Origin of the sequence: Pseudonocardia kujensis, assembly GCF_021283305.1 — a bacterium.
Taxonomy (GTDB): Bacteria; Actinomycetota; Actinomycetes; order Mycobacteriales; family Pseudonocardiaceae; genus Pseudonocardia; species Pseudonocardia kujensis.
Genome location: NZ_JAJSOK010000017.1, coordinates 70,438 through 86,032, shown reverse-complemented (window position 1 = coordinate 86,032; position 15,595 = coordinate 70,438). Strand labels below are relative to the sequence as shown.

Below are 15,595 nucleotides of genomic sequence, written 5' to 3'. Positions count from 1 at the left end.
ATCACCTCTTTCCGGCGTGCAAAGCTCTGAAGCGGCTCATCTGAGGCGTACGGCTGAGAGCTCTCCTCGGAAGGCGCCAGCCAGGGTGACCAGCTTGAGGACCCCATCATCAGATTCTATTAATGAGAGTGGTAGAAGCCGCTTGACCGGTTCGAGCACTGCTTGATCGCCGAGCTCGGCCTTAAGTATCAATGCCTGGCGGATGTAGCCGGCAAGCTCGGACTCCGAGCATGAGGTGAGATCAGTTCCACTCGCCGCGTGCGCCAGGTACGGGCTCACCCTCGTCAGCCCGTCGAAACATTCGATGATTCGCCGTTGGAAACGGGTTCCGCTTCGGTCGATCAACACGAGCTCAGGGTGCGCGTCGCGTAGTGCTGCCCACAGCGGCTCCAGCTCGCGGTACTGGTGACGCCGTTGCCGCGAGCGTTTCAGCGCTCGGAGGAGCCCGGCTAGACCGAGCATCGAAGCTCCGATGACGAAGATAATGAGAGACGCGTTCGAGACGTTCCAGATGATTAGCTCGTACTCCTGAAGCCGGGCCCTTCCGCAAACGGCGTTCACGACCCATGCGCCTCGAGCCACGGCAGTGAGTGCCTGACCTGCCGCCGCTACTGCCATCACCCGCAAAGAGGCAAACATAAGTCGGGATACGTCGTCAGATCGCTCCTTGGAGTATCGCCAGACCAAGCGAGCGATTACGCAGTAGGCGTAGACAAAGTAGACGTTTCCGACGATGTAGAAAAAGGCTATCGTTGGCTGCGACAGAGCTGACGAGTGCAGTGAATGCGCCCGCTGACCGGTGGAGGTTCCGATCATGAGCGCGATGAGCGTGACCGCTGTGAAGCCGAAGGCGATCACATGCGCGGTGATCGCTCCATTCTTCGTCCGCCGACCGGTTGAGGTCGCTGACGTGAAGAAGGCGAGGAGTAAGACCAGCCCCAACATCGTGGTTAGGTTGTAGGCGGTCTTCCCGACGCCTAGGGTCAAAAAATCGTCGACCCGGGCCGTGATCAGCGGGAGGCTGAGTATCTGACCGAGTGCGAGCAGGTACAGGCCCGTCGTCAGGCTTGCACCTGCCGAGCGCGCGCTGGCGCTGCGGCGCAAGTAGGAGCTCGTTCGCCACAGGGCCGCCAGGAGTAGGGCTGCGATCAGGACGAGTTGGAGGATCAACGTCTCGCCTTCCAGCTGCTCGTCATGGGTATCTACGCTCCCTGCTTATAAAGCGATTGTGCTCGCACCTCCGCCTGCCGTCTTATTACGGACCTCCGCTGAGGAGCGCTTCGAATGGATCTGTCCTCGGTTTGCTGTGCGGCGGGCCGCAAACTGGCGTCCACGAGAGCAGAACCGTGGCGAGGACCTCCGCCTCCCACTCATTGCGGTCGTCGTAGAGTGAGGGAACCTGCTTCCGCCGGCGACCAAACCCAGTCCCTCTGCGTCGTTGGGCTCCCTGGCCGAAGACCTCCGCTAGGGCGTCGGAACTTATGGTCTGGAACTCTTCGGCGCGCAGGGAGGCGAGCCCGTGGTCCACGGCGTGTCGCGGGTGATCGAGGATCATGTGCGCAAGCTCGTGCAGGACGATCAATGTCTGATGGGCTCGTGCCGTTCGCTTCTCGTACATGATCACGTCGACGGTTTCGTCGCCACCGGTGAAGCCGAAGGCAGAGTTCGGGGGCAGAGCATCAGTCGGGACGAGTTCGATGGGCCGACCCCGCTGTTGGCCGAGGCGCTCGATCAAGAGGGACACGTCAAGCGGCCGAGCAAGCTCCAGATCTCGGACGAGGCCCCGAGCCACGCGTCGCAGCTCGCGACGGTTCATCTCCCCTGTCCCTTCCTCCTTGGCACACTGGTTGATCATCGACAGCCTGCTTCCTGACTGTCGAGTGATAGTCACTGACCCTTTCGGGTGCGCCGCCCTCGCAGCCCGTACAGCCTTTACGAGTGCTTTGCACTCGGACGGCTGCGATAGGCGTCTCGAAGCAGCTCAGTGAGCCGAAGCAGGTCGTCGACCTCGTACGCGGCCGTGGTGGAGCGGCATGGCCCGGTGATCGTCGTTCCTGGCAACTCGGCCGTCGCCTTGATCAGCTGATCAGTAGAGCCGGCGAGCGTTTCATCCCGGAAGTACCCACGGGGCAACCGCAGCAAGTTTTCGAGCGCGTTGAGGTAGGGGGTGCAACTCTCGTCGCTCACGTCAACGCGATCCTCGCGGACAGCTCGAAGCCAGTCGCCGCCGCCAAGCCTTCGGCCTCCATCGGCCGTCACGGAGTCGCTGAGGGCTGTTTCGACGTCAACGATCTCGAAGCGTCCGGCAAGACGGCCAGGCTCGCGAGGGACGACGGCAAGCAGCCAATCGAGCCGTTCGTTGAACGACTGCATCACAGCGCTTGCTGCTCGCGGCGACTCTTCAGGTGTTGCTCCACCATCGCGGCCAGGGCCTCGCGGTCCGTCGGACTCAGACTCGCCGTTCGCTCGGCGATGCAGGCGGTCTGCGCCGCGAGCTCCTGAAGTTGAGCGTTGCGGTGGCGCTCGGCGAGGCGGTCGAGCTCAGCGTCGACCCGCTCAGCGACCTCAGGGTCGGTGAAGTACCCGGCAGACACTCCGAACGCAGCAGCCAACCACATCACCTGCTCCAGTGACGGATTCGTCTTCTTGCCCGTGCGGAGTTCAGAGATGTACGTAGGTGAGATTGAGCCGCCTTGCTGCTTCACGCGCTTTGCGACCTCTCGAGTGCTCAACGGCCGCGCCTCTGGCGCATGCATGACCTCGAAGAGTCGCGACAGCTTCTCAGCGACGGTCCTCGGCCGCGCCAGCCTGTCCTCGTCCATGCTCCCCCCTCTGCACACCACAGCGAAGATCTTCGATGACGGCCTGCGCAAGCGTCCGCTGCGAACGCTACCCACTCTAGCGACCACGCTTGACAACGTGAGCGGACGGTCTCCATTCTCGCCGTGCGAGCGAACGATATGCTCGGTGTGCGCTGGCTAGGCAGGCAAGCCCTGCTGGTCGCTACGGCTTCCTGGGGAAGACCAGTCGCTGAACGGTTGGAGGGGCGGGAATGCATCGGAAGCGGCAAAGGCCCGAGAATCACGCGCCTCCCGCCTGGCGCATCGCCCCGGGCCTGAGCTCAGCAGCCGAGGCCGCGCAAGCGCATCACCGCATGTCGGCGGCTCCCCGGCTGGCCGCCGTGGGGCCAGCGTCGAACGGTGTTTGCCCTCCTCAGGAACCCGAGACGCGCCAGCGCGCAGAAGAGCTAGCGAATCCGCGAGAAGATTTCCTACCCCACCGCCCCGAGGAACCGCCTTCAGCCCTGCTCACGCATCCATCTCCAGCCTCGCAGGAGGCAGATAGCTCACCGGTCGGCCGGGGCGCCGTGCCACGGCTAAGGGGGAGTTTGCAGGCTGAGCGGGACCGTGCGGAGTTATCGATCCCGCTACCGGCAGTGGAAGGTCTACGTCAGTGCGCGACGAGTCCTGATCGTCTGCCCTCAGATCCGTCCTCGGAGGGAGTCGCAGGTCGCAGTGGCGCGGTCCTGGCGCAACGCGACCTGCCGGCGCGGAGCTCGCTCCGCGCCGGCTGGCAGATGGAGCGGTCGATTGAGGAGCTGGAGCCGATCGACGAGGCCCACGCTGCGGCGTTTGCGGCGCGGTTCGCCGCGGACTACCTGTCGTGGGACGAGGACTATCCGACTCGACGTGCCGAGGTGCTGCGCGAGTACCTCGGCGACCCCCAGGGCGCCACCCTGGGTTGGTCCGGGGTGGGTAGGCAGCGCGTAGACGTGGTTCTGCCCGGCCGCACTAAACACCTCGACGACGGCCGGGTGCTCGTCGAGGTCGTGGTGCGTGTCGCCACCTACGAGCGCGCCTACCCACCTCCGGCCAAGAAGGCCAGCCAGACCGCTGACGGGACGCTCCCGGAAGGCGGCCGCTACGTCGGGCCCTCCAGCGCACCCGATCCGGACTCGCCGGCCTGGCGGTTCGCCTCGTGCGACTGGGTCCGGCTCGCCCCACCGATCGCGCGGGCCCCGGACCGTCCCGCCGGCTTGATCGTCGACATCTCCCCCAACCACCGAGTGAGGTCCTGCGATGCCCGCTGACCAGAACAGCTCCTGGGCAGACGACCCGGCACTGGCGCCTTGGAGCAGCCCACCGCCGTCCCGCCAGTTCGGCCCGCACAGCGATGTGACGGGTTCGCGTACGGACGGCGACCCCACGCCCGCTCCGACTCGTGGTGCGCCCCACCCGTCGTCACCGACCCCGGGCCTGCAAGAACCGACAACCACCGGAAGTGCTGTCTCCGCGCCGCCGCCGAAGCGTTCCCCGGTGGTTGCCGGTCCCTGGAGCCTCAGCCCGCCGAATACTTCCACGACAGAGCAGACCAGCCCGCGCCCGGAGCGCCCTTCGCCGGGGCCGCGGGCGGAGGGAACCGCGGACTCGTTGTCGTATCAGCAGCTGGTGCGCACGCGCCGGGACCGGCCGCGGGAGGGGTGGCGGGGAGCGGTCTACACGCTCTCCCGGGGCCGGATGAACCCCGGGCTGTCGCCGACGGAGGCGGATCGCCGGCAGAAGATCGCGCGGATGCAGACCCAGCTGGCCGGCTGGCACACCATCACCGTGGCGTCGATGAAGGGCGGGATCGGCAAGACCACGGTGTCGGCGCTGCTCGGGCTGGTGCTGGCCGAGTTCCGTGGGGACCGGGTGGTCGCGCTGGATGCGAACCCGGACGCGGGCACCCTGGCGGATCGGCTTCTGGGCCAGCCCGTCCCGTACACGGTGCGCGACCTGATCCGGAATCTGGACACGATCCACTCGCTGACCGACGTCGCCACCTACACCAGCCTCGCCGGCCGGCTGCAGGTGCTGGCCTCTGAGCAGGACCCGGCGATGTCGGAGTCGTTCAACAAGGACGAGTACGTCGCGGTCACTGACGTGCTCAAGCGCTTCTACAACATCATCATCACCGACTCGGGCACCGGCCTGTTGCACTCGGCGATGGCCGGCGCCCTGGAGAACACCGGCACCCTGGTGATCGCCGGTGCCCCGACGGTGGACGGCGGGTCGCGGGCGGCGAAGACCCTGGACTGGCTCAAGGAGCACGGCTTCGAGGAGCTGGTCGCCAACGCCGTCGTGGCGATCTCGCTGCACCAGGTGTCCAACAACATCGACCGGGCTGCGGTCGTCGACCACTTTGCCCAGCGCTGCCGCGCGGTGGTGGAGATCCCCGGCGATCCGCACCTGGCCACCGGCGGGCTCATTCAGCTCGAGCAGCTGCGCCCGCGCACTCGCGACGCCGCGATCAGCCTGGGCGCGCTGGTGGCCGACGCGTTCCACCACTCCCGCAACCATCGGCTCTCGTCGGCTCGCGCCGGCCGGCCCCATCCCGAGCAGGACTAGCGATGGGTGTCGGGATGGCGGCCGCTGCAGCGGCGGTGACCGTCGTCGCGGGCCTGATGCCGGCAGCCGTACCGAACGCGCAGGCCTCGTGCAGCTGGCGGCTCTCGGCGAAGGTGCTCTACCAGGAGCTGCGGGTGGAGAGCACGGCCCACGCGGTGGAGCTGCGCAATCTGTTGGAAGACGCCGGAGTGAGCGCTCCGGACTTCCTTCCAGCCAGCTGCGCCAACGGATCCGCCCGCGGCGCCTCTGGCGGGGGCGGGTCTGGCGGGGGTGGGTCCGGGGGTGGCGCAGGGTCTTCCTTGGGTTCGGGGTCGGTGGGTTCAGGCGGTGGATCCATTGGGGCCGGCTCGGGGAGCTCCGGGGACGGGGAGACCGGAGAAGACTCGGTCGGGGCGGGCGGCGGTGGCTCGCCCCGACCGGGCACCAGCGCCGGCATCAGGTCCGGCACCGTGTCCGGTTCGAGCAACGGGAACTGCCCGACGACAGCGGCGGACAAGTTCGGCTGGGGCAGCCCCAACCGGGCCGACGAGTTCGACGCCGGGTCTTCGAAGGACGAGTGGGGCATCTACGACGGTGCCGGGCACGCCGGCAACGGCACCCGCTCCCCCGCGGCGATCTCCGTCCTGGACGGGCTGTTGACCATCACCGGCGACCCGAGCGGGCAGAGCGGCGGGATGGCCTGGAACCCGGGCCAGATGTACGGGCGCTGGGAGGGCTGCGTGCGCTCCCCGGCTGGCTCGAACGACCTGCACAGCCTGCTGCTGTTGTGGCCGGACGCGGAGAACTGGCCCGAGGGCGGCGAGGTCGACTTCATGGAGATCTCCGATCCGGACCGCCGGTCCGTCGACGGGTTCCTGCACTACGGCGCCGACAACTCCCAGGAGACCGCATCGGTCGACGTCGACGCGACCCGGTGGCACGCCTTCGCCGTGGAGTGGACCGCCGAGCACATTGCCTACTTCGTCGACGGCGAGGAGTGGTTCGTGACCACCGAGAAGAGCCACCTGCCGCCTGGGCCGATGCACCTGACCATCCAGCTCGACAACTTCGGCAACCCGGACCAGGAGACGAGCATGCACGTCGACTGGGTTCGCCAGTACAGCGGCGACGGGGTCAGCAGCTCCGGTGGCAGCTCGGCCGACACCGGCGCACAGGACGACGACGAGTCCAGCGGTGCGGAGCCCGGTCGCCCCTCCCGCGCCGGCTCATCCGACCAGGGCTCGTCCCGGGACAGCCGCCGAGATGGATCCGACCGGTCCGACAGGTCCGGCGGCTGAGCGCTGCGCCTGCTTGATCTTCCCTCCCCTACCCAGCGACTAGCTCGCTTCCTGTTCAGGAGTCTCCTCATGTCCGCTTCCCGTAGAGCGGCGACGGTCGTGCTGGTCACGGTCGCCCTGACCGCAGGCCCCGCGGCCGGCGCCGCGGCCGCGGCTCCCCTGCTCACCGACGCCCTCACTTGCACCCGCGAGTCCGGTCCCGACGCCGACGGCAGTGCCGGCTCCGGTGCCCGTGACACGGGTTCGCCGAGCGGCGCCGCGACCGGCTCGCCACAGCTCGATCCGAAGACCCTCGAGCAGGCACAGGAACTCGTCGACCAGACCCGCGCCCTGCTCACCACCCTGATCAGCTCCGAGGACCCCCGGGCGGCCACCCTGGTGCAGGAGTTCCGCGCGATGGGCTTCACCCCGGCGGTCGCCACCGGCTGGCGCCAGCGCGCGCACGACCTGGCCGACGCCCTGATGACCAGCAGCGCCCCGGCCGCGCAGCAGCTCGCCGTGGTCGTTGCCGCGGCCGGGTTCTCCCCCACCCCGGCGGACCTGCGCCACGGGCCGGCGAACGCGCAGCCGGCCGTGCTGCCGGACCCCACCGAGGAGGCGGCCGCGAACGCGGTTCCGGCCGTGTCCGCCGCAGCAGCCGCGGCTGACTCGACAAGGGTGGGCGGCGCGATGAGCGCGGTGTTCTCTCAGGTTGCCGAGGGGGCAAAGCTGGCCGCAGACTCGGCCGCTCAGGACGGACCTGCCGCACAAGACAGCTCCGGCGTGCAGGTCTGCAGCCAGAACAGCTCTGCCGTAGCCGCCGGCGGCACGGACCGAGGGGGCACGCACGAGGCGCAGCCGTGGGCGCAGGACGTGCACGACCTGGCTCAGGAGCTGGCGCAGCAACCCGACGATCCCGATGCGCAGGCGTTCGCCGACAAGCTCCGCGACGCCGGCTTCGACGCCCAGCCCGACGCCGCGGGCAACAACGTCAGCAGCGACCAGGCCCGTGGCAACACTGCCTCGGCCGACTCGGCGCAGGACGCGGACTCCGACTCGGACTCGGCCGACTCACACTCGGGGGCCTCGGCACAGCCGCCGGACGGTTCGGTCGCCGCGACCCCTCGCGAGGGCGGTCTCGACGAGCAGGTGGCAACCCTTTCGCAAGCGCTCGCGCAGGCCCAGGACGACCCCACCGCGCAGGCGCTCGCGGACAAACTCGCCGAGGCCGGCTTTCCGCAGGCCGACGAGGGCGAGACCGGAGGCTCTGCGAGAGGTTCTGCGGGCAGCTCGGCCCCCAACCATGCAACAGGTGACGCCTCGTCGAGCTCGCCGGGCCGCAGCGCAAATCGCTCTGCGGGGGACAGGCGCCCGCGGGACGGGGGGCCCGACAACGACCCGGCCGAGCACAGCAGCAATAGCCGCGACCGCGCGGACAACGCCGACAGCGGGCAGCGGAGCGGGCAGGACGCGGACTCCGAGGAGCGGCAGGACGGCCAGCGGCAGGACCCGGACCGGGGCGGTGAGACCCCTGCCGCTGGCACGGCGCCAGCCCCGGCCGCGGCAGCCACCGCGGGCACTGCGCCGTGGGACCGGCTCGCGGAGTGCGAGTCCGGGGGCGACTGGTCGATCGACACCGGCAGCGGCTACAGCGGTGGGCTGCAGTTCGACGGCCCCACGTGGAAGGCCTACGGCGGCGGGGAGTACGCGCCGTCGGCGGGCGAGGCGACGCGCGAGCAGCAGATCGCCGTCGCGGAGAAGGTCCGGGAGGACCGGGGCGGCTACTCGGCGTGGCCGGCCTGCTCGCAGCGGCTGGGCCTTGAATGACCGCGGTGATGGAGCGCCCACAGGGGCCACCTCCACCCGCAGCTGGCCCGGCCGAGACGGCGCCGCGCCCGGCAGCCTCGATCGACGAGTTGCTGCACCCGTTTGCGGCTTTATTGTGCGAATCCGCCGGGGAGCACCAGGTGGACTACGCCGACGTCGAATCGGTGGTGGACACCGCAGCCGGGCTGGTCGCGGCCGGTCGTGGCGCGGAGGCCCGGCACGCGGCTGCGGAGGCTGGGGCGGGCCTGGCCGGGATGGCCAAGCTGGATCTGCCGAACGTGGCCTCCCGCCCGCAGGACTGGTCGGGGTTCGGCGCGGTCATCCCGGTACTGGCCGGCTCCCCGGGGGCGGGCGCCTCGGTGCTAGCGGCCGCGGTGGCGGATGCGCTGCAGCTGGCAGCGCGGTGTGTGCTGCTGATCGACGCCGCGGATCCGGCCCGCTCCGGCCTGGCTGCCGCCACCTTGGCGGAGGGGCCGTGGCTTTCACCGGTGTCGGACCAGGTGGCGATCCGCTACTCGTGGCGCGGGCACGCGCTGCTGGCCCGCCTGGAGTCGCCGCTACCGGTGGTCACGCCCAGCCTGGTCCCACCGCCTCCGCAGTGGCTGCCCGAGGTCGACCCGCTACACGTGACGGTGGTCGACATCGGCCATGACGGCTGGCGGACCACGGCGAACCCGCTGATCGGCGCGGGCGGCTGGTTACGCCGCGGCACCCCCGCGCCGCGGCCAATCCTGGTCGTCCGCCCGACCCGCCCGTCGTTGCGGCACGCCGAACAGGTCCTCGCCCGCCTCGACCCGTGGATCTCCCGGGGGGTGGCGCTGCCACCGTGTCAGCTGGCCGTCACCGGGGCGAAGCGCTGGCCTGGCGGGGTCACCGGCGCGGCAGGGCGGCGCCTGGACCCGCTGCTCGACGACGCCCTCTTCATCCCCCACGACTCCGAGCTGGAGATCGGCGGAGTCACCGACGAGCTGGTTCCGGACAAGGTCCTCGCCGCCGTCTGTCCTCTTCTCGCCGACTGGGGCCTGCTGCCCGAGCTCGGCCATCCGCGCTCACGAAAGGCCCGCCGCTGATGTCCACCCCGACCCTGTTCACCCTCGCTGTGACCACGCTGCCGCAGGTTCTCGCCCACGTCGCCGAGCAGCTGCTGGCCCAGGAGCTGCCGAACCCGAACCCGACCGCCCCGCCCGGGGCGGAGAACATCACCAACGTCCTGGGCTACATCAAGTGGGGCGCCGGCGCGGCCATCGTGGCCGGGTTCTTCGCCGGCGTCGCGCTGTTCGCCGGCGGGCGCATCGCCGACCACCACCGGTTCGGCCGGATGGGCGCGATCACCATGTTCGCCAGCGTCGGCGCCGCGTTCCTCTACGCCGTGGGCTACTCGGTGCTGTCCACCTTCGCCACGGGCTGACGCCGGTGAACGACATCTTCAGCCCTAACAGCTCGGGCAGCTTCGGCAGCTTGAGCGGCCGAACCAACGATGCCCCTGCTCGGCGCGCGGGACCCTTCCGCGTGCCCGGCCCGCCCACCGAGGCCGCCCGCAGGCGCCGGCAAGCCCTGGTCGTGCTGGCCGGGATCACGGTGGTCGTGGTGGCGCTGGTGGCCGGGCTGGTGGCGCTGCTGCTGGGCGTGGGCCGCGACCCGGGCCCGACCCCGCTGCCGGGCACCGGCGCGGCTGCGGTGGATGGCGAGGGCTGGGATCTGGCGGCGCAGACCGCGCTGGCGACCAGGGCGATGCCGCCGTTCCCCAAGTCGGCGTCGCAGCCGCACACCCTGTCCTCCGACAGCGCCGGCCCACCGTTGAGCCTGCCCGCCCCCGGGGTGATCGCCGGGCGGTATGTGCCGGGCGGGTTTCCCGGCACGGTGGAGGGTGCGATCGCCCAGCAGGCGGCACTGATGGTGGCCGGGCTGGCCGGCGGCGACCCGGACACCTACGCCGCCGCCTACACCTCGGTCGCGCTGCCGGGCGCCCCGGCGGCCGCGGCAGCCCGGATGACAGGCGAGCTGCGGGTGTTCCGCTCCCGGGCCGGGCTCCCTGCGACCGGGCCGATCGCCGGGATGCAGGTGACCTACTCCCCCACCTCGGCGCTGGTGAAGGGCACCACCGACGGCGGCCGCTACGCGGTGGTGTGCGTGCTCGGGGAGCTGACTGTGCAGTACCACGGCCAGATCGCCTCCGGCGGGATCGGGGACTGTCAGGCGCTGCGCCACGGCCCCACCGCCGACGGAGCGGCGGAGTGGCGGGTCTCTCCTGGCGCGGCTGCGGCCCCGGGCCCGGACCTGTGGCCCGGCACCGCGGAAGCGGTGGCCGCCGGATTCCGGCCGCTCGCATGAGCCGGCGCACGACCACCCGGCACACGAGGGCCCGGTTCGCGACCGCCCGGGACGGGATGAGGGAGGGCAGGGTCGATGGATCTGGTCGCTGACGCGGTCAATGGGTTCGTCTCCTCCGCCATCGACAAGGTGATGAAGGCGGTCTGGGCGGCCGCGCTGTGGCTGCTGCGCGGGGCGTTCGAGCTCGTCGACGCCCTGCTCGGGTTTGGCGACGGGTCCAATCTCGTCGACGCCGACGGGCGGCTGTCTGGGGACAGCCCGCTGGCCGGGGTGTGGCCCACCCTGTTGTGGATCTCCGGGGTGGTGGCGCTGGGGCTGTTCTTCTGGCAGCTGAGCACCACCGTGGCCCGCGGCGGGGCCGGGTTCTGGCGAGCGGTGTCCGGGCCAGTGGCCTACGGCATCGCCATCGCGATGACCTTCGGCATCGTCGCCGCCCTGCTCGGCGGGGCGGAGGGGCTGACCACCCTGCTGCTGGAGAGGGGCCTGGACGCGGCCAACTTCCAGACCCTGCTCAGCGACGGGGAGATGGAGACCGTCTTCGCCGACAATCCCGAGTTCGGTCTGGCCAGTCAGGCCGACGAGACGGTGCGCGCGGTGATCCTCGGGCTGGTCGCGCTGTTCGGGGTCATCCCCGCCGCCGTGGGATTCGCCCTGCAGATGATCTTCCGGCAGGCCGTCATCTGGATCCTGCTGGCCACCATCCCAATCACCGCGGCCGGCCTGATGACCCAGACGACCTCGACCTGGTTCTGGCGCAGCCTGCGCTGGATGCTCGCGGCGATCCTGATGAAGCCCGCCCTGGCCCTGGTGCTGGTGATCGGAGTGAACCTGATGGCCGCCCCGAGGGGGGTCGGGGGCCTGCTCGTGGGCACCGGGGTGCTGCTGGTCGCGGTGTTCTGCCCGATGACGATCTACCGGCTGCTCGCCTTCGTCGAGCCTGGCACCCAGGCCGGCTTGGCGCTGCGCTCGCTGGGCTCGTCCAGTTCCGGCCCGGGGCAGGGCGCAGGCTCGGGCGGCGGTTCGTCGGCCGAGGAGACCAACACCGCGCGCTTCGACGCCGCTTCCGGCGGCGCCGGCGGTGGCGCGGCTGGAGGCGGTGGGGCCGCGGGAGCGTCCGGCGGTGCCGCTGCCGGTGGCGCGGGTGCCGCGGCCGGCGCGGCGGGCGGGTTCGCCGCGGTCGGCGCGGCGGTGTCCGGGGCCGCGCACGGGGCCTCGAACTACGCCAACAGCCAAATGGACGCCAGCGGCATCGGCGCGGGCGCCGGCGGGGCCCGCCACGCAAGCTCCGGGCAGTCTGGGCAGGGCGGCTCGTCGGCGGGCGGTTCCGGTGCGTCGTCGCAGCCCGGCGGGTCCGCCGGCGGAGGCGGTGACGGCAGCGCCGCGGGTGGCCCGGGGTCGCCGGACGTGTCACCGATCGGCGGCGACCCGGACCGCGGGACCGGGGACGGGGTGGCGGCGATCGAACCGGCGTCGGCGCAGGCGGACACCGATGGCGCCCCCGGCGGGGGTGCGGGCGAGACGCCCCCGCCGGAACAACCCCTGCACCCCGAAGGCAGCTGGGGCGGCCCCGGCGGTGGCCCAGGCGGCGGAGCTGGCGGCGCAGGTGCGGGTGCTGGTGGAGCGAGCGAGGCGGTGATCCCGTGAGCACGACGACACGCGATCAAGAAACGGGTGCCGCCGGGCCCCGGGTGTATCGGGGGCTGAACACCAAGGAGCGCTCCGGGTGGGTGCTGGGCCTGACCCCGGTACAGGCGCTGACCTGTCTCGGGCTGGCCGCGCCGGTGTTGCTGGCCATGTCGGCGGGCCGCTGGTCGGCCGCGTTCACCTGGCTGCTGCTCAACGGCACGCTCGCCGCCCTGGTGGTCGTGCCGATCCGCGGCCGGTCGGCGCTGCGCTGGCTGGGCGATCTGCTGTTGTTTCAGCTGGGCGTGCTGTTGCGCTGGTCGCCCTGGCAGTCCCGGGCAGCCGCCGGTGACCCCGGACCAGCCCACGAGCCCGACCTGCCTGGCGTGCTGGCCCGGCTCACCTTCCCCGACGGCCCACCGTTTCATCACCAGGGCCGGGTGTGCCTGATCCACGACACCGTCGAAGGCCGCTGGGGAGCCACCGCGCGGCTGACCCACAACGGCGTCGGGATGCTCTCGGACGCCGAATGCGAGCGGCTCGCCGCCCGGCTGGGCACCTTGCTCATCGCGCTCGGCCACCGCGAGGTCGTCGACCGCCTGTCGCTGTATGTGCGCACGGTGCCCGATGACGGCACCGAGTACGACGTGTGGCGCGCCGCCCACGAAGACCCCCGGGCCCCGGAGCTGGCCCGCGCGGCCACCGACGAGCTCGACCACACCATCGGCTCGGTTAGCGTGCGCACCGAGCTGTTTGTGACCGTGTCCGGCTCCGAGACCGCGCTCAACCGGCCGGCCAAGGCCGCCGGCGGCGGGATCACCGGCCGCGCCTACGCCCTCTACCGGGTCCTGGACGGCATCGACGACCAGCTCAAAGCCCTCGGCGTGCGCACGGTGTCCTGGCTGACCTCCGCCGGGCTCGCCGAGGCCATCCGCACCGGCTTCAACCCGGCCGCGGCCGCCGCCCTGACCGCCGCGCACCTCACCCACCCCGCCCCGGACCCCGACGGCGAGGACGGGCTGCCGATGGCGGCCGCCGGACCCACGCTGGCCCCCAGCCCGTCGGCGCGGGCCTACCACCACGACGGGTTCTCCTCGGTCTCCTACACGGTGCTGATGCCCGAGGCCGGCACCGTGTTCGGGTCGCTGGGCCCGCTGCTCGCGGTCCGCACTGCTGGGGAACGGCGCACCCTGGCCATCCACTACGAGGTCCTCTCCCAGCGCGCCGCGCAGCGCGCGGTGCAGCGCGGCCGGTTCCGCAACAACGTCATGACCGACTACAAGGCGGCCAAGGGGTTCACCACCACCGCCGCCGACGCCCGCCGCGCCGGCGGCGCCCGGGCGCAGGAATCCGCGGTCGCGGCCGGGCACGCGATGGTGCGCTACACCGTCGCCGCGTCGGTCACCGTGCCCGCCGGCTGGAATCTCGAGGACCACGCCGCGAAGCTGGAGAACGACGCCTCCGGCCGGTTCCGGCTGCTGCGCCTGGAGCTCGCCCAGGACTCCGCGTTCGTCTCCGCTGCCCTCCCGGTCGGGGCCGGCCTGCCCCGCATGCGCGGAGCGCTGAGCTGATGGGCCTGCTGAGCAGCCTGCTGCGCAGGCGTTCCCGGGACCGCAGCACCGATCGGCGGGGCGCCCTCGAGCTGCTGGCCACCTTCGGCGGCGCCCCCACCTTGTCCGGCCCGGCGGTCGACCCGGCCGCGGCCGAGCAGGAGCAGGACCGGCGGATCAACCGGCCGACCGCGCCGCGGCGCGGGCACACCGAGCCCGCCGGGGGCTGGTCCCCGGTGGACGCCACCGCCCGGGCGCCGGTCTACCAGGCCATCACCGGCGAGATCGGCGGGCTGTTCCCTCTGCTCGCCGCGAACGGGGTCCCGGCGGTGGGCGCCCGGATGGGCTACGACGTGCTCTCCGGCGGCGCGTTCTACTGCCACCCCATCGAATGGCTGCTGCGCGGCATCGCCACCAACCCCAACATCGTCATCTTCGGGGAGCCCGGCCGCGGCAAGTCCTCCACCGTTGTGGCGTTGGTGCTGCGGATGATGCTGTTCGGCATCAAGACGCTGATCTCCGGCGACGTGAAAGGCGAGTACACCCCGCTGCTGCGCGCCCTCGGGATCACCCCGATCGCGCTGGGCCGCGGCAGCTCGGCCCGGCTCAACGCGCTCGACCTCGGCCCGCTCGCGGCCCGCTGGGACACCTGGTCGTTCGAGCGGCAACGCGAGGAGCTCGCCGGTGTGCTCGGGCGCTGGACCACGCTGCTCGCCGCGCTGGCCGAAACCCAGGGCTACTCTCCTACCGTCACCGACGAGCTCGTGCTCGCCACCGTGCTGCGCCGCCTCGTCGGCGCCGCCGACGGCTACACCCGCCTGCGCCCGATCACCATCCCCGACGTCGCCCGCGAGCTCGCCAACCCCGACGACACGCTGTGGGCCGAAGCCCGTTTCGCCGGGCGCCGGCAGTTCCTCGACCACACCCGCCTGATCACCGACGCGCTGGCCAACCTGGTCACCGGCCCCCTGGCCGGGCTGTTCGACGAGCCCACCAACTTCGCGCTGGATTGGGACGCCCCCATCCAGTCCATGGACCTGTCGCTGCTGCGCAGCCGCGGCGACCAGGCCATCGCCGTCGCGCTGACCTGCCTCGGCTCCTGGTCGTCGATGATCACCGACCTGCAAGACGACGGCGACGTGCGGGTCGTGGTCCGCGACGAGGTGTGGCGGCAGATGCGCCTGGGCCTGCGCGCGGTGCACGCCGTGGACTCCGACCTGCGGCTGTCCCGCGCCGAACGCAAGATCCAGCTGCTGGTCATGCACAAGCCGTCGGACCTGCTTTCGGTCGGGGCCGCCGGATCGCAGGAATTCGCGATCGCCAAGGACCTGCTCGCGCTGTGCTCGACGCGGATCCTGCTCGGCCAGTCCACCCGGGTCGCCGACGAGTTGGCCACCGAGCTCGCGCTCACCGAACGCGAACAAGACGTCGCTGGGGGCTGGGCCATGGAACGTCGCGGCCGCGCCCTGTGGAAGATCGAGAACAACCCCGGCTACAAGGTCCAGACTGTGCTCTCCAGCGTCGAAATGCGCGTCTTCGACACTAACGCCCAGCTGCGTGCCCCCTCCCCCGGCATCCCCGGCCTCACCGCCGGCAGCGCTGCCGCAGCCGGCTGAACGGC

14 protein-coding genes are annotated in these 15,595 nt (G+C 71.3%); 11 read left to right on the top strand and 3 right to left on the bottom strand.

Annotated elements, in window-relative coordinates:
* Positions 1–36: 36 nt before the first annotated feature.
* The gene (locus tag LWC35_RS14660) at positions 37–1,170 is read right to left on the bottom strand and encodes an MAB_1171c family putative transporter (RefSeq protein WP_232870667.1); all 1,134 of its coding nucleotides are present in this window, start codon (positions 1,168–1,170) and stop codon (positions 37–39) included.
* Between the two features lie 349 nt (positions 1,171–1,519).
* Here LWC35_RS14660 and LWC35_RS14655 point away from each other — a divergent pair, with 349 nt between their 5' ends.
* Positions 1,520–1,873: a hypothetical protein gene (locus tag LWC35_RS14655; protein WP_232870666.1), complete on the top strand. Its 354-nt coding sequence runs from the start codon at positions 1,520–1,522 to the stop codon at positions 1,871–1,873.
* Between the two features lie 59 nt (positions 1,874–1,932).
* Here the strand turns inward: LWC35_RS14655 and LWC35_RS14650 are convergent, their stop codons facing one another.
* On the bottom strand, positions 1,933–2,373 hold the full coding sequence (locus LWC35_RS14650) for a hypothetical protein (protein WP_232870665.1): 441 nt from the start codon (positions 2,371–2,373) through the stop codon (positions 1,933–1,935).
* A complete protein-coding gene (locus LWC35_RS14645) occupies positions 2,373–2,822 on the bottom strand; it encodes a helix-turn-helix domain-containing protein (protein ID WP_232870664.1) in 450 nt (149 codons plus the stop codon). The genes LWC35_RS14650 and LWC35_RS14645 overlap by 1 nt, the downstream gene beginning before the upstream one ends.
* Before the next feature lie 755 nt (positions 2,823–3,577).
* Here LWC35_RS14645 and LWC35_RS14640 point away from each other — a divergent pair.
* From LWC35_RS14640 to LWC35_RS14595, 10 genes are all read left to right on the top strand, one after another.
* Entirely contained in the window at positions 3,578–4,090 is a 513-nt protein-coding gene (locus LWC35_RS14640) for a hypothetical protein (RefSeq protein WP_232870663.1), read from the top strand.
* 358 nt (positions 4,091–4,448) lie between these two features.
* Positions 4,449–5,387 carry a MinD/ParA family ATP-binding protein gene (locus LWC35_RS14635; protein ID WP_232870662.1) on the top strand — a complete coding sequence of 313 codons (939 nt, stop codon included), beginning with the start codon at positions 4,449–4,451 and terminating at the stop codon, positions 5,385–5,387.
* Positions 5,388–5,836: 449 nt separating this feature from the next.
* Positions 5,837–6,664 (top strand): glycoside hydrolase family 16 protein, encoded by an 828-nt coding sequence (locus LWC35_RS14630; protein ID WP_232870661.1) that lies wholly within the window; start codon positions 5,837–5,839, stop codon positions 6,662–6,664.
* A 69-nt stretch (positions 6,665–6,733) separates the two neighbouring features.
* Entirely contained in the window at positions 6,734–8,470 is a 1,737-nt protein-coding gene (locus LWC35_RS14625; protein ID WP_232870660.1) for a transglycosylase family protein, read from the top strand.
* Between the two features lie 140 nt (positions 8,471–8,610).
* Positions 8,611–9,540, top strand: coding sequence for a hypothetical protein (locus tag LWC35_RS14620; RefSeq protein WP_232870659.1), 930 nt, complete (start codon positions 8,611–8,613; stop codon positions 9,538–9,540).
* The gene (locus LWC35_RS14615; protein WP_232870658.1) at positions 9,540–9,878 is read left to right on the top strand and encodes a hypothetical protein; all 339 of its coding nucleotides are present in this window, start codon (positions 9,540–9,542) and stop codon (positions 9,876–9,878) included. The genes LWC35_RS14620 and LWC35_RS14615 overlap by 1 nt, the downstream gene beginning before the upstream one ends.
* A 101-nt stretch (positions 9,879–9,979) precedes the next feature.
* A complete protein-coding gene (locus LWC35_RS14610) occupies positions 9,980–10,801 on the top strand; it encodes a hypothetical protein (RefSeq protein ID WP_232870657.1) in 822 nt (273 codons plus the stop codon).
* A 75-nt stretch (positions 10,802–10,876) separates the two neighbouring features.
* Positions 10,877–12,445 (top strand): TrbL/VirB6 family protein, encoded by a 1,569-nt coding sequence (locus LWC35_RS14605; RefSeq protein ID WP_232870656.1) that lies wholly within the window; start codon positions 10,877–10,879, stop codon positions 12,443–12,445.
* A complete protein-coding gene (locus LWC35_RS14600) occupies positions 12,442–13,995 on the top strand; it encodes an SCO6880 family protein (RefSeq protein ID WP_232870655.1) in 1,554 nt (517 codons plus the stop codon). Before LWC35_RS14605 ends, LWC35_RS14600 begins: the two co-directional genes overlap by 4 nt.
* Positions 13,995–15,590 (top strand): putative type IV secretion/conjugal transfer ATPase, encoded by a 1,596-nt coding sequence (locus tag LWC35_RS14595; RefSeq protein WP_232870654.1) that lies wholly within the window; start codon positions 13,995–13,997, stop codon positions 15,588–15,590. The genes LWC35_RS14600 and LWC35_RS14595 overlap by 1 nt, the downstream gene beginning before the upstream one ends.
* Positions 15,591–15,595 lie beyond the last annotated feature (5 nt).